Source organism: Streptomyces sp. NPDC039462 (assembly GCF_055639375.1).
Genome location: NZ_JBVKAO010000007.1, coordinates 348,024 through 362,314, shown reverse-complemented (window position 1 = coordinate 362,314; position 14,291 = coordinate 348,024). Strand labels below are relative to the sequence as shown.

Genomic DNA, 14,291 nt, shown 5'->3' with positions numbered 1-14,291 from the left:
GTGCCGGGGGTTCCCTCCGGGCATGAACTTCAGGTAACCCGGCCATGTCACACATGCTCACCACACCACCGTCGCACGTTCGCAGCACCCGCAGGTCAGGAGCCTGATGGCGCGACCGGGAGCTTCGGCCCCCCGCGTTGTCCCACTCGTGCGGGGGAAGGCAGGATGACCGTATGACGCACGCGATGTTGAAGGGGTCGAACGTCCCTCTCGAAGCCTCGTCCGTCCGCGCGGTGCTGCGCTGGGCTCCGGGCCAGGGCGTCCCCGACGTCGACGCGTCGGCGCTGCTGCTCGGCGGCGACGGCCGGGTCCGCTCCGACGAGGACTTCGTCTTCTACAACCAGCCCCGTCACCCCGGCGGCAAGGTGTGGCGGCTCGGCAAGAAGCGGGTCGCCGAGGGGCTCACCGACACGATCCAGACGGATCTGGCGGGCCTGGATCCGGCCGTGGACCGGGTGCTCCTCGCCGCGTCGGCCGAGGGCGTCTCCTTCGAGCATGTACCCGCGCTGCGGATCCTGCTCTTCGACGCGGCGGTCGCCGACGGCGAGCCGCTGGCCTACTTCGACATCACGCCGCAGACCGGCGAGGAGACCGCGCTGATCTGCGGGGAGCTCTACCGCCGCGGTGAGGGCTGGAAATTCCGCGCGCTCGGCGAGGGGTACTCCAACGGCCTGGAGGGCCTCGCCTCCGACTTCGGCATCTCGGTGGACGACTCGGATTCCGCGGCCCCGGAGCCCGCGCCCGCAGCCCCCTCGGCGTCCTTCCCGCTGCCGCCCCAGCAGCCGGCGCCGCAGCACGCTCAGCCGTCCGTCGCCCAGCCGGCCCCGCAGACGCCCCCGCAGCCCGCGTACGGCTACCCGCCCGAGCCGCCCCGCCACCCGGCGCCCCAGCCCGCGTACGGCTATCCGCCTGCGGCGGCCACCCAGCCCGCCCCGATCGCGCCGCCGCCCCCGGTCGCCCAGCCGTCGTACGGCTATCCGCAGCCGGTGACGCCGATGCCGGACCCGAACTTCCGGCTGCCGCCGCAGGGGCCGCAGTTCCTGCCCCGCTGAGGCGGCGGGCCGGCCCGGTGGGTGCACGGGGCTCAGCCCACCTTGGTCTTGTAGCCCCGGCCCCACTGCAGTCCCCAGCCGTACAGCCGGTCGAGCTCGGCCTGGAAGCCGTAGACGAACTTCACCTCGCGGCGCACGATCAGCTCGTCCTTCACATTCTCGATGGCGACGACGGCGCAGGAGCGGGCCTGCGGCTGCCGCTCGTCGAGGTCGATCTCGATGCGCGGGCCGTTGCTGGGGTAGAGCGTGACCTTGGCCTGCGTACGGTCGAAGGCCGGTGTCTGGTCGTAGATGTACGCGAAGACCAGGAGCCGCTTGATGGACTCGCGGTGGTCGAGGTTGACGTAGATGGTCTCGCCGGAGGGTGAGCCGAACCGGTCGTCGCCGCTGAGCTTCACGAACGGCGGGCCGTTCAGGTCCCCGAAGAAGCTGCCGAGGGGTTGTACGACGCCCTTGGTGCCGTCCATGAGCTCGTACAGGCAGCCGATGTCGAGGTCGACGTTGACCACGCCCTGGGTGTGCGCCTGGACCACGTCGGGCTGGAAGAGCTTGAAGGGGTGCCGCAGCAGGCCGCCGCTGCGGCGGGGCTTGCCGATGAGGTCGGACGTGCGCATCTGCCAGGACAGGTTGACGCGCAGGTTGCCGGTGGCCGCGCCCTGTTTGGAGAGCGAGACCGTCGGGTGCCGTTTGGTGAGTTCGATGGAGTTGCTGGCGGCGCTGCCCGACTCGAAGTCCATCGAGCGCCCGCGCCACAGACCGTCCCAGAAGGACATTCCGCCCCCAAGTGCCCTTGTGCCGCCTACGAAACCGACGGGGCGGCCATGAGGACATCTCCTCGACGGCCGCCCCGCACAGAGCGTTCCTCACCCGGGCCGTCGTCACACTCCGGGAACCGGAATCGGACAGCTCGGTGAGCGAATCAGTCAGTCTCAGACCCCTGACGACACCTGGGTCTTGTCACCGCTCGCGTTCCCCTCGGCCGCTGCCAGCCTCCGGTTGCGCAGCACGGACGAGACGAAGGACCAGGCGATGAGGATGACACCGACGGAGCCGGTGATGACCTCGTGGATCTCGTACTGGATGGTGATCAGGAGGATCACGGCGAGGGCGCCGATCGCGTAGTGCGCGCCGTGCTCCAGGTAGACGTAGTCGTCGAGGGTGCCCTGGCGGACCAGGTAGACCGTGAGGGACCGGACGTACATCGCGCCGATGCCGAGACCCAGCGCCATCAGCACGATGTCGTTGGTGACGGCGAAGGCGCCGATGACACCGTCGAAGGAGAAGGACGCGTCCAGGACCTCCAGGTAGAGGAACATGAAGAACGCCGCCTTGCCGGCCATCACGACGGCCGGGACCTTCTTGCCGGACCGCTTGGCCTCTTCCTCCTGCTCGTGCTCGCGCTCCTCTTCCTCCTCCAGCTTGTTCTCGAAGTAGCCGGAGAGACCGCCGACGACGAGATACGTGATCAGACCCGCGATACCGGAGATGAGGACCGTCTGGGCCTTGTCCACATGCGCTCCACCGTGCTGGTGGGCGTGGGTGGCGAAGGTCATCGCGGTGATCAGGAGCACGATGAGCGCGATGCAGACCGACAGCATGTCGACCTTGCCGAGCTTGGCGAGCGGGCGCTCGATCCAGCCGAGCCACTTGATGTCCCGGTCCTCGAAGACGAAGTCCAGGAAGATCATCAGCAGGAACATGCCACCGAAGGCGGCGATCGACGGGTGAGCGTCGGTGACCAGCTGCTGGTACTGGTCCTTTTCGTTGAGGGCGAGGCGGACGGCCTCGATCGGGCCGACCTTGGCGCTGATGGCCACGATCACGACGGGGAAGACCAGTCGCATACCGAAGACCGCGATCAGGACACCGATGGTGAGGAAGATCTTCTGCCAGAAGGCACTCATCTTCTTCAGGATTCCGGCGTTGACCACCGCGTTGTCGAAGGACAGCGAGATCTCGAGGATGGACAGGATCGCCACGACGCCGAAGCCGGTCCACCCCCCGTAGAACACCGCGGCGACCAGGCCGAGCACGGTCACCGCGAACGACCAGCCGAAGGTTTTCAGAATCACTGGTTACCCAATCGTGTGTTTACGGGCTCCCGTTTAGCGGTCTCCCCCGCGCCGGTCCCCTGCTTTACGAAACGTTGACCCCGAAGTCTAGAGCGATACCACGCAGGCCAGACGCGTACCCCTGCCCGACGGCACGGAACTTCCACTCTTCCCCGTACCGATACACCTCGCCGAAGATCATCGCGGTCTCCGTGGAGGCGTCCTCGCTGAGGTCGTAGCGCGCGAGCTCCTGGCCGTCCGCCTGGTTCACGACGCGGATGAACGCGTTGCTGACCTGGCCGAACGTCTGCCCTCTGTTGTCCGCGTCATGGATCGAGACGGGGAAGATGATCTTGTCGCAGTTGGCCGGCACCTTGGAGAGGTCGATCAGGACCGACTCGTCGTCGCCGTCCCCCTCGCCCGTGAGGTTGTCACCGGTGTGCTCGACGGAGCCGTCGGGGCTCTTCAGATTGTTGTAGAAGACGAACCACTCGTCGCCCAGGACCCGGCCCGCGTTGCACAGCAGGGCGCTGGCGTCGAGGTCGAAGGGGGCGCCGGTGGTGGAGCGCGCGTCCCAGCCGAGGCCCACGAGGACCTGGGTGAGATCGGGTGCGGCCTTGGAGAGGGAGACATTGCCTCCCTTGGCGAGCGTGACGCCCATGGTGCTGGTCCTCCCCGTGGTGACGAGAGCCGTGCGCCCGCGGTGACGGGCGCACCAGGTGGTTGAGCACGTCCGGCGCCGCACCACGTGCGTGTGCGGCGCCGGACGGATGGTGCGGGGTGTGCTCGGCTCAGACGTTGACGCCGAAGTCCTGCGCGATGCCGCGCAGGCCCGAGGCGTAGCCCTGGCCGACCGCGCGGAACTTCCACTCGGCGCCGTGGCGGTACAGCTCGCCGAAGACCATGGCGGTCTCCGTCGAGGCGTCCTCGGAGAGGTCGTACCGCGCGATCTCCGCGCCGCCCGCCTGGTTCACGACGCGGATGAACGCGTTGCGGACCTGGCCGAACGACTGCTGGCGGTTCTCGGCGTCGTAGATCGAGACGGGGAAGACGACCTTCTCGACGTCGGCGGGGACCGCGGCCAGGTCGACCTTGATCACCTCGTCGTCGCCCTCGCCCTCACCGGTGGTGTTGTCACCGGTGTGCTCGACGGAGCCGTCGGGGCTCTTCAGGTTGTTGAAGAACACGAAGTTCTGGTCGCTGCTGACCTTGCCCTCCGCGTTCGTCAGGATCGCGCTGGCGTCGAGGTCGAAGTCCGTACCGGTGGTGGTGCGGACGTCCCAGCCGAGGCCGACCAGAACCGCGGTCAGGCCCGGTGCCTCCTTGCTCAGCGATACGTTGCCGCCCTTGCTGAGGCTGACTCCCACGAGTCCTCCCAATTGGTGTCCAGGGGCGGGGAGCCCCAAGCGTTGCGTTGCCATCGGATCAACGTGTGGATCCTAGTGACCGGTTCCCGGCCGCGAGCGAAAACGGGGCTTGCTCAGAGCGTTTCGAGGGCCTTGACGTACTCATTCAGGTCACGGGCGTCCGGCAGGCCGTTGACGACGCTCCAGCGCACCACGCCCTCCTTGTCGATGATGAAGGTGCCGCGCACCGCGCAGCCCTTCTCCTCGTCGAAGACGCCGTAGGCGCGCGAGACCTCGCCGTGCGGCCAGAAGTCGGAGAGCAGCGGGTACTCCAGGCCCTCCTGCTCGGCGAAGACGCGCAGGGTGTGGATGGAGTCGTTGGAGACGGCGAGCAGCTGGGTGTCGTCGTTGACGAACTTCGGCAGCTCGTCGCGGAGCGCGCAGAGCTCGCCGGTGCAGACGCCGGTGAACGCGAACGGGTAGAAGAGCAGCACCACGTTCTTCTCGCCGCGGAAGTCGGAGAGCCGCACGGACCGGCCGTGGTTGTCCTTCAGCTCGAACTCCGGGGCCTTGGTGCCCACCTCGATCGCCATGAGTACGCATCCCTTCGACGGGGCCCCTCGGGTGGGGCCGTTCGGGTGACACCCACCCTACTTGCGGCGATCTACGCCTTTCGGGGCGCTCGGCACACGCGTTCGCCACACGCGTTCGGCACACGCGTGAGGCCCCCGCCGACGGATGGTCGTCGGCGGGGGCCTCACGGTCGTTCTGCGGTGCCACTCTGCGGTCCGCTGGGGCCTGGCGCTCTAGCGCTTCTTGGCGGCGCCCTTGGGGGTGAGCAGCCGGCTGCCGTTCCAGTCCTTGCCGGCGTTGATGCTCTTGGTCTGGGAGAGGCCCGCTGTGGTGGCCGCCTCGCCGATCTCGCTCGGCTCGACGTACCCGTCACGACCGGTCTTCGGAGTGAGCAGCAGGATCGAGCCGCCTTCCTCCATGTAGGCGATGGCATCCACCAGCGCATCGGTCAGGTCCCCGTCGTCCTCACGGAACCAGAGCACCACGGCGTCAGCCACGTCGTCGTAGTCCTCGTCGACGAGCTCGGAGCCAATGGTCTCTTCGATGACCTCGCGGAGCTCCTGATCGACGTCGTCGTCGTAGCCGATCTCCTGGACCACCTGGTCGGGCTGGAAACCAAGCCTTACGGCAAGGTTCGTCTCCGCGTGGTCCGCGGTCGCGCTCACGGATTGCCTCCTGATCATGTTTTTGGGAATGCCTGTCAGCCACGCGCGTGCGCGGGGCGTTGGCCGTAGTCCACACGGGCGGGACGGATCGCGCAAGTACCCGGCCGTCGAGACCGCCGAAACGGTGATGTTCCCGACCGTGTCGCCGCAACTGCCGCCTCACCTGTACGAGGCCGAACGGCTCTGCGAAGCGGCTGGACACGTTGGGCGTATCGTTGCGATTTGGGCCGAGCCTACCCCAGGGTGGCCGGATGAGCGTCTCGGTTACCAATCGGTAGACATGACGTTTGCGTCCGCGAGGTACACGATGGGAAACGGTGCACGGCCAGGCACACCGCAGGCGAGAGCCCCAACAGCGAAGGAACAGCGTGGCTTCCGGATCCGATCGCAACCCGATCATCATTGGCGGCCTGCCGAGTCAGGTCCCGGACTTCGATCCCGAAGAGACCCAGGAGTGGCTCGACTCCCTCGACGCCGCGGTCGACGAACGCGGCCGTGAGCGGGCCCGCTACCTGATGCTCCGATTGATCGAACGCGCGCGCGAGAAGCGCGTCGCCGTGCCCGAGATGCGCAGCACGGACTACGTCAACACGATCGCCACCAAGGACGAGCCGTTCTTCCCCGGCAACGAGGAAGTCGAACGCAAGATCCTGAACGCGACCCGCTGGAACGCCGCGGTGATGGTCTCCCGCGCCCAGCGCCCCGGTATCGGTGTCGGCGGCCACATCGCCACCTTCGCCTCCTCCGCGTCGCTCTACGACGTGGGCTTCAACCACTTCTTCCGCGGCAAGGACGAGGGCGACGGCGGCGACCAGATCTTCTTCCAGGGGCACGCGTCCCCCGGTATCTACGCCCGCGCCTTCCTCCTCGACCGGCTCACCGAGCCGCAGCTCGACGCGTTCCGCCAGGAGAAGTCCAAGGCGCCCAACGGCCTCTCGTCGTACCCGCACCCGCGCCTGATGCCGGACTTCTGGGAGTTCCCGACCGTGTCCATGGGCCTCGGCCCGCTCGGCGCGATCTTCCAGGCCCGGATGAACCGCTACATGGAGGCGCGCTCCATCGCGGACACCTCCAAGTCGCACGTCTGGGCGTTCCTCGGCGACGGCGAGATGGACGAGCCCGAGTCGCTCGGCCAGCTCTCCATCGCCGCCCGCGAGGGCCTGGACAACCTCACCTTCGTCGTCAACTGCAACCTGCAGCGCCTGGACGGCCCGGTGCGCGGCAACGGCAAGATCATCCAGGAGCTGGAGTCGCAGTTCCGCGGCGCCGGCTGGAACGTCATCAAGCTGGTCTGGGACCGCAGCTGGGACCCGCTGCTCGCGCAGGACCGCGACGGCATCCTGGTCAACAAGCTGAACACGACGCCCGACGGCCAGTTCCAGACGTACGCCACCGAGACCGGCGCCTACATCCGCGACCACTTCTTCGGCGACGACCACCGGCTGCGCGCCATGGTCGAGAACATGACCGACGACCAGATCCTGCACCTGGGCCGCGGCGGTCACGACCACAAGAAGATCTTCGCGGCGTTCTCGGCGGCCAAGGCGCACAAGGGCCAGCCGACGGTGATCCTCGCCCAGACGGTCAAGGGCTGGACCCTCGGCCCGAACTTCGAGGGCCGCAACGCCACGCACCAGATGAAGAAGCTGACGGTCGACGACCTCAAGGGCTTCCGGGACCGCCTGCACATCCCGATCACGGACAAGCAGCTGGAGGACGGCGCCCCGCCGTACTACCACCCGGGCCGGGACTCCGAAGAGATCCAGTACATGCACGACCGCCGCAAGGGCCTCGGGGGCTACGTCCCGACCCGTGTCGTGCGCGCCAAGCCCCTCCAGCTGCCCGACGACAAGGCGTACGCGGCCGCGAAGAAGGGCTCGGGACAGCAGTCGATCGCCACCACCATGGCGTTCGTCCGCATCCTGAAGGACCTCATGCGGGACAAGGAGATCGGCAAGCGCTTCGTGCTGATCGCCCCCGACGAGTACCGCACCTTCGGCATGGACGCGTTCTTCCCGAGCGCGAAGATCTACAACCCGCTCGGCCAGCAGTACGAGGCCGTGGACCGCGACCTCCTCCTCGCGTACAAGGAGTCCCCGACGGGCCAGATGCTGCACGACGGCATCTCGGAGGCGGGCTGCACGGCGTCCCTCATCGCCGCCGGTTCGGCCTACGCCACCCACGGCGAGCCGCTGATCCCCGTCTACGTCTTCTACTCGATGTTCGGTTTCCAGCGCACCGGCGACCAGTTCTGGCAGATGGCCGACCAGCTCGCGCGCGGTTTCGTCCTCGGCGCGACCGCCGGCCGCACGACCCTGACCGGCGAGGGCCTGCAGCACGCGGACGGCCACTCGCAGTTGCTCGCCTCCACGAACCCGGGCTGTGTCGCCTACGACCCCGCCTTCGGCTACGAGATCGCGCACATCGTCAAGGACGGCCTGCGCCGGATGTACGGCCCCGACAGTGAGGACGTCTTCTACTACCTCACCGTCTACAACGAGCCGATCCAGCACCCGGCCGAGCCGGCCGACGTGGACGTCGACGGCATCATCAAGGGCATCTACCGCTTCAAGACCGGTGAGCAGGGCGCCATCCCGGCCCAGATCATCGCGTCCGGCGTCGCGGTGCCGTGGGCGGTCGAGGCCCAGCGGATCCTCGCCGCGGAGTGGAACGTCAAGGCGGACGTCTGGTCGGCGACCTCCTGGAACGAACTGCGCCGCGAGGCCGTGGACGTGGAGCGCCACAACTTCCTGCACCCCGACGAGGAGCAGCGCGTCCCCTACGTCACGCAGAAGCTGTCCGGCGCCGAAGGCCCGTTCGTGGCCGTCTCCGACTGGATGCGGAGCGTCCCCGACCAGATCTCCCGCTGGGTGCCCGGCACGTACCAGTCGCTGGGCGCGGACGGCTTCGGCTTCGCCGACACCCGCGGTGCGGCCCGGCGCTTCTTCCACATCGACGCGCAGTCGATCGTGGTCGGCGTGCTGACCGAACTGGCCCGCGAGGGCAAGGTCGACCGCTCCGTCCTGAAGCAGGCGATCGACCGCTACCAGCTCCTCGACGTCACGGCCGCCGACCCGGGCGCGGCCGGGGGCGACGCGTAGCGCCCCAGGCACACAGCACTCCAGATACATAGCGCTCCAGATACACAGCGCTCCATCCGATGGGCGGCGGGGTACGGTCCCGCCGCCCTTCGGCGTTTTCTACGATGCGCCCATGAAGGAAGAACCGGCGCAACCCGCACAGATCCGCTGGGAGCGGCGCACGCAGCGCCCGCTCCTCGCGCTCGCGGTGGCGTTCGCCGTCGCCTACGCCGTGCCGATCGTGATGCCCGACGCCGACCCGGCCGTGGCGAAGACCTGCTCGATGGTGGAGTGGTTCGTCTGGGGTGCGTTCGCCGTCGACTACGTCGTGCGTCTGCTCCTCGCCGAGCACCGCGGACGGTTCGTGCGCACCCACTGGCTGGACCTGTGTGCCGTGCTCCTTCCGATGATTCAGCCGCTGCGGTTGCTGCGGCTCGTCGCCACGCTGACTCTCGTCGGCCGACGGGCCAGGATGGCGTCGCAGATAAGGCTGACGACGTATGTCGTGGGGTCGGTGGTGGGGCTGTTGATGTTCGGCTCCCTGGCGGTGCTCTCCGTGGAGCGGGACGCACCGGGCGGGAACATCAAGACGCTCGGCGACGCGGTGTGGTGGTCCTTCACCACGATGACGACCGTCGGCTACGGCGACCACGCGCCGACGACGGGCCTCGGCAGGGTGCTCGCGGTCGGGCTCATGCTGTCGGGCATCGCCCTGCTCGGTGTCGTCACCGCGAACATCGCCGCCTGGTTCATCGCCCGCTTCGAGAAGGACGATGCCGAGGAGCGGCGTCAGACAGCCGCGATCGAGGCGTTGACGGCCGAGGTGAAGGCGCTGCGGGCCCAGGTGACAGCGCTGTCGGGTGCGGAGCCGGAGGTGGTTGCGGTGCCCGGAGTGGTGGGTGCCGAGCCGCAGGTGGGTGCCGAGCCGCAGGTGGGTGCTGCGGTGCCACGGCCCGGAGCGGGGAAGCCCGGCGCGTAGCCGGAGCCTCCCGTCCCGGTGAGCGTCGCGCGATCCGGCCGACTCCGCGACCACGTACGGCCGCGTGAGCCGGGGCGCTTGCGCGTGATGTCTCCGCGAGTACCCCCGTTCAGTTCTCCCAGACCTTGAAAGCCCTGACGCGGTATGGGGATTCGGGAGCCCAGGTGCCGCTGCCCGGATAGGTGTTGAACTCGCCGGTCTCGGCGCACTCCGCCGACTGGTACACCGTCACGGGCCGGCCCGTGCGGTTGGCGACGGCCTCCGCGCTGCTCCCTCCGGCAGCGCGGTGCAGCTCTCGATGTCGATGCCCGCCAGTTCGTACACATGGCGGGGGCCGCGGAAGCCCGCCTTCTCCCAGAGGCAGAGCTCGCCGGCGCCGCAGCCGCGCAGTGTCGGCGGGGCGGCGGCCCCGGCGTGCGTGGGCGTGAGGAGGACCGCGGCGAGTGCGGCCAATACGGCGAGTGCGGCTGCGGTGGCGGTCGCGGGTGTGGTCGTACGCATGCTTCTTCAACCCCCGTGTGCTGTGGCTCCGTTGGCCACGTGTGCGGATCTTCTGTCTGCACTGTGGACCCGCCGGACCGGCCGTCGGAAGGGGTACGAATGTGCGTCACCCTGATAGGCGAAAGCCCCCCAGGTTCTCCCTGAGGGGCTTTCCCCGATACTCACGAACTTCGGCGTCGGTGCCTCAGATGTGGCCCACGCCCGCGCCCGCCTCGGCGTTGACGCCGCGCTTGGTCAGGAACGCGACGAAGACGGCGGCCGCGGCGACTCCGGTGGCGACCAGGCAGGCCAGGCCCATGCCCGACATGAAGGTGTCGTGGGCGACCGAGGTGATCTGGTCGGCGATCGACGGCGGAGCCTTCGGCGGCACCGGCGCCACACCGACCTGGACGGCCTCGGCGGCCTTGTCGAGCTCGGCCTCGCTGAGCGGCGGAAGCTTCGCATCGGCCCAGTTGTCGGGCAGGTCGCTGTCGACCTTGGACGCCATGACGGCGCCGAGGACGGCCGTGCCGAGGCTGCCGCCGATCTGCATCGCGGCCTGCTGGAGACCGCCGGCGACGCCGGAGAGCTCCATCGGCGCGTTGCCCACGATGACCTCCGTCGCGCCGACCATCACCGGGGCGAGGCCGAGGCCGAGGAGCGCGAACCAGATCGACATGAGACCGCTGCCGGTGCCCGCCTCCAGCGTGGACATGCCGTACATGGCGACGGCGGTGAAGAGCATGCCGCCGGCCAGCGGGACGCGCGGGCCCACCTTGGTGATCATCGCGCCGGCCAGCGGCGAGCCGATGATCATCATGCCGGTGAGCGGCAGCAGGTGCAGGCCGCTGTCCACGGGGCTCATCCCGTGCACGTTCTGCAGGTAGAAGGTGACGAAGAAGAGGCCGCCCATGAAGGCGATGGCCATGAGCACCATCAGGACCACGCCCGCGGAGAGCGGCACCGAGCGGAACAGGGCCAGCGGAATGAGCGGCTCCTTGACCTTCGACTCCCAGGCCGCGAAGAGCGCGAAGCTCAGTACGGAGGCGCCGATGAAGGTCCAGGTCATGCCGTCGCCCCAGCCCCACTCCGGGGCCTTGATGAGCGCCCAGACCAGGCAGAACATGGCCGCCGACAGCAGGGCGATACCGACGACGTCGAAGGACTTCGGCGCGTTCTCCGCACGGTGGTCCTTGAGGATGACCACACCGAGCACTACAGCGATGATGCCGACCGGCACGTTGATGAAGAAGACGGACTGCCAGCTGACGTGCTGGACGAGGAGACCGCCGAGGATCGGGCCGCCGGCCGTGGAGGCGCCGATCACCATGCCCCAGATGCCGATGGCCATGTTGAGCTTCTCGGCCGGGAACGTCGCCCGGAGCAGTCCGAGCGCGGCGGGCATCAGCAGGGCGCCGAAGAGCCCCTGGAGCACGCGGAAGGCGACGACCAGCGGGATGGTGTCGGAGAGGCCGATGGCACCCGAAGCGGCGGCGAAGCCCACCACGCCTATGAGGAAGGTCTGGCGGTGGCCGAAGCGGTCGCCCAGCTTGCCCGCGGTGATCAGCGCGACGGCGAGGGCGAGGAAGTAGCCGTTGGTGATCCACTGCACCTCGGCGAAGGTGGCGCCGAGGTCCTTCTGGATGGCCGGGTTGGCGATCGCCACGATGGTGCCGTCCAGGGCGACCATCATCACGCCGATCGCGACGGCGAAGAGCGTCAGCCAGGGGTGGCCGCGGAGCCCCTTGGCCGGGGCCGGAACGGAGAGGGGCTCCGGCGCCTCGTCCGCCTTGTCGACGGTGGTCTGACTAGTCATGCGTTCGAGGTTAGTGACAGCGTCTGACAGTTGACAAACCATTTCACTAGTCGGTGACTGTCACGTGCCTCACAGGTAAGGTGAACTGGGCAAACGGCCGGAAAGAGGACCATGGTGTGAAGACGACGCAGCGAGCGACGGACCGCCCGGAGACACGGCAGGAGAGCGCCGAGGACACGTCCGCGGAAGCCTCCAGGCCGGGGCTGCGCGAGCGCAAGAAGCAGCGCACCCGGGACGCCCTCCTGCGCGTGGCGCTCGAACTCTTCACCACCAAGGGGTACGAGGAGACGACCGTCGACGAGATCGCCGAGGCCGTCGACGTCTCCCAGCGCACGTTCTTCCGCTACTTCGCCAACAAGCAGGAAGCCGCCTTCGCGGTCCAGGAGATGGTGGAGGCGCGCTTCGTCCAGGCCCTGCGCGACCGCCCCGCTCACGAAGCCCCGCTGGTGGCGCTGCGCGGTGCCGTGCTCGGCGCCTGGGAGGCGATGGGCCAGTCCATCGAGGAGGTCGTGCCGGTCGAACTCCACATGCGGACCTACCAGATGATCGAGTCGACACCCGCCCTGCTCGCCGTCCACCTGCGCCGCTCCATCGAGATGGAGGACGAGGTCGCCCGCGTGATCGCCGAGCGCGAGGGCCTCGACGTCGACAGCGACCCGCGCCCCCGCGTGGCGGTGGCCGCCTTCAGCGGCGTCATGCGCGTGACGGGACGGCTGTGGGGCGCGGGCGAGGACACCAGCCCGGAGTCGATCCGCGTCCTCACGGAGACCTACCTCGACCACTTGGGCCCCGCCCTGGCCGGGGAGTGGCGCACACGCACCCCCTGAGGCAACCGGCCCGAGGCAACCGGCCGGAACCGCCCCTACGTTGAGCAGCGGCCCATACACCCTGGGTCGCTCGATGTGTCTGCTTCGCCTCAATTACCCCTGTGGAAACGTGATCTGCCTCACGCGATGCACGGTAAACATCACGATTCTCCTAGGGTGGTCCGTAGTGACTTCCTTCGACTCCTCCCCTCAACTCAACGCCTGGCGCGCTCTCCTCGCGCTCGCCGTGGTGTTCGTCATGCTCGCCACCACCGGCTGGACCGCCGTGCGCCACAACAAGGGCGACGCGTCGCCCTTGGAGGCCGCCCTCACCGCTTGGGAGAAGGGCAGCATCGCCGGACGCGCGCTGCCCGACCCGGACGGGCCCGCCGGCCGGCTCGCCCACTTCTTCGCCTCGCTCGACACGCAGCAGCGCAACCGGCTCGCCGCCCGCTACCCGCTCGCGGTCGGCAACATGAACGGCGCGCCCGCCGAGCTCCGCTACCGCGCCAACCACATCGCGCTGGGACAGGCCCGCAAGGTCGAGCGCCAGCGCATGCGCGACAACCGCCTCTCCCCGCTGGGGAAGCAGGAGGCCGAGCGCAGAATGAAGCGGTTCGGGGTGATGATGCGCCCGGGACGCCAGGTGCTCGCCTTCGATCCCATGGGCTCCGGGCGCATGGCCGAAGTCTTCGGAGACATGGACAAGGCCCGCCGGGTGTCGGTGGTCGTGCCCGGTGTCGACACGAACGTACTGACCTTCGAGCGGACCTTCCGCAAGTACTCCGCTCCGGTGGGCATGGCGAAGGCGCTCTACCACGAGGAGCGTGCGGTGGACCCCGGCGCGCGTACCGCCGTGATCGCCTGGGCCGACTACACCGCGCCCGTCGGGATCGGCGTGGACGCGGCGACGGCGATGCGCGCCGAGGACGGGGCCAAGCGGCTCGACTCCCTGGTGCGCGGCCTGCCCGGCCGCACTCCGGTCGCGCTGTACTGCCACAGCTACGGCTCCGTGGTGTGCGGGGTGGCCGCGCGGAAGCTGCCTCCGCGGGTCACGGACATCGCGGTGGCCGGCAGCCCGGGCATGCGCGCCGACTCGGCCTCTCAGCTGGGCACGAAGGCCCGGGTCTGGGCCACCCGGGACGGCGACGACTGGATTCAGGACGTGCCGAACATGGAGATCGGCGGGCTCGGCCACGGTGCCGACCCGGTGGCCGTCGGCTTCGGCGCGCGTATCCTCTCAGCGGCCGGCGCGCGGGGCCACACCGGCTATTTCGAGCCGGGCACGGAGAGCCTCCGCAACTTCGCGGAAATCGGCACCGGTGCGTACCGCTCGGTGCGGTGCGCGAGCGACGACGACGCCTGCCGGAAGGGTTTTTCCGGCACGGCCGCGGCCTGACGCGCGTAGAAATCCATGAAACAGCGGCCCGCCGCAGGAGGGAC

Annotated in this window: 12 protein-coding genes and 1 pseudogene; 5 read left to right on the top strand and 8 right to left on the bottom strand. The window is 68.9% G+C overall.

Annotated elements, in window-relative coordinates; translation table 11 throughout:
* Positions 1–173 precede the first annotated feature (173 nt).
* Positions 174–1,052 carry a TerD family protein gene (locus tag ACZ7LU_RS32500; protein WP_470975964.1) on the top strand — a complete coding sequence of 293 codons (879 nt, stop codon included), beginning with the start codon at positions 174–176 and terminating at the stop codon, positions 1,050–1,052.
* A 32-nt stretch (positions 1,053–1,084) separates the two neighbouring features.
* Here ACZ7LU_RS32500 and ACZ7LU_RS32495 read toward each other — a convergent pair whose 3' ends face one another.
* The 6 genes from ACZ7LU_RS32495 to ACZ7LU_RS32470 form a co-directional block, all read right to left on the bottom strand.
* On the bottom strand, positions 1,085–1,825 hold the full coding sequence (locus ACZ7LU_RS32495; protein ID WP_468083268.1) for a TerD family protein: 741 nt from the start codon (positions 1,823–1,825) through the stop codon (positions 1,085–1,087).
* A gap of 156 nt (positions 1,826–1,981) precedes the next feature.
* Positions 1,982–3,124 (bottom strand): DUF475 domain-containing protein, encoded by a 1,143-nt coding sequence (locus ACZ7LU_RS32490; protein WP_471918756.1) that lies wholly within the window; start codon positions 3,122–3,124, stop codon positions 1,982–1,984.
* Positions 3,125–3,188: 64 nt separating this feature from the next.
* Positions 3,189–3,764, bottom strand: coding sequence for a TerD family protein (locus ACZ7LU_RS32485; RefSeq protein ID WP_398297322.1), 576 nt, complete (start codon positions 3,762–3,764; stop codon positions 3,189–3,191).
* A gap of 130 nt (positions 3,765–3,894) precedes the next feature.
* Positions 3,895–4,470 carry a TerD family protein gene (locus tag ACZ7LU_RS32480; RefSeq protein WP_362994506.1) on the bottom strand — a complete coding sequence of 192 codons (576 nt, stop codon included), beginning with the start codon at positions 4,468–4,470 and terminating at the stop codon, positions 3,895–3,897.
* 113 nt (positions 4,471–4,583) lie between these two features.
* Positions 4,584–5,042, bottom strand: a complete 459-nt coding sequence (locus tag ACZ7LU_RS32475; protein WP_398297324.1) for a peroxiredoxin — start codon at positions 5,040–5,042, stop codon at positions 4,584–4,586.
* A 213-nt stretch (positions 5,043–5,255) separates the two neighbouring features.
* Positions 5,256–5,687, bottom strand: a complete 432-nt coding sequence (locus ACZ7LU_RS32470; RefSeq protein WP_398297326.1) for a DUF3052 domain-containing protein — start codon at positions 5,685–5,687, stop codon at positions 5,256–5,258.
* Between the two features lie 368 nt (positions 5,688–6,055).
* Here ACZ7LU_RS32470 and aceE point away from each other — a divergent pair, with 368 nt between their 5' ends.
* Entirely contained in the window at positions 6,056–8,788 is a 2,733-nt protein-coding gene (gene aceE / locus ACZ7LU_RS32465) for a pyruvate dehydrogenase (acetyl-transferring), homodimeric type (RefSeq protein ID WP_468556288.1), read from the top strand.
* 112 nt (positions 8,789–8,900) lie between these two features.
* Positions 8,901–9,746 (top strand): potassium channel family protein, encoded by an 846-nt coding sequence (locus ACZ7LU_RS32460; RefSeq protein WP_468556290.1) that lies wholly within the window; start codon positions 8,901–8,903, stop codon positions 9,744–9,746.
* A gap of 109 nt (positions 9,747–9,855) precedes the next feature.
* Here ACZ7LU_RS32460 and ACZ7LU_RS32455 read toward each other — a convergent pair.
* Positions 9,856–10,247, bottom strand: a pseudogene (locus tag ACZ7LU_RS32455) (peptidase inhibitor family I36 protein).
* A 184-nt stretch (positions 10,248–10,431) separates the two neighbouring features.
* A complete protein-coding gene (locus tag ACZ7LU_RS32450) occupies positions 10,432–12,042 on the bottom strand; it encodes an MFS transporter (RefSeq protein ID WP_471918755.1) in 1,611 nt (536 codons plus the stop codon).
* A 203-nt stretch (positions 12,043–12,245) separates the two neighbouring features.
* On the opposite strand from ACZ7LU_RS32450, the gene ACZ7LU_RS32445 reads away from it, so the two are divergent.
* A complete protein-coding gene (locus ACZ7LU_RS32445) occupies positions 12,246–12,869 on the top strand; it encodes a TetR/AcrR family transcriptional regulator (protein WP_398298474.1) in 624 nt (207 codons plus the stop codon).
* Between the two features lie 166 nt (positions 12,870–13,035).
* Positions 13,036–14,247, top strand: a complete 1,212-nt coding sequence (locus ACZ7LU_RS32440) for an alpha/beta hydrolase (RefSeq protein WP_471918754.1) — start codon at positions 13,036–13,038, stop codon at positions 14,245–14,247.
* Positions 14,248–14,291: the final 44 nt, after the last annotated feature.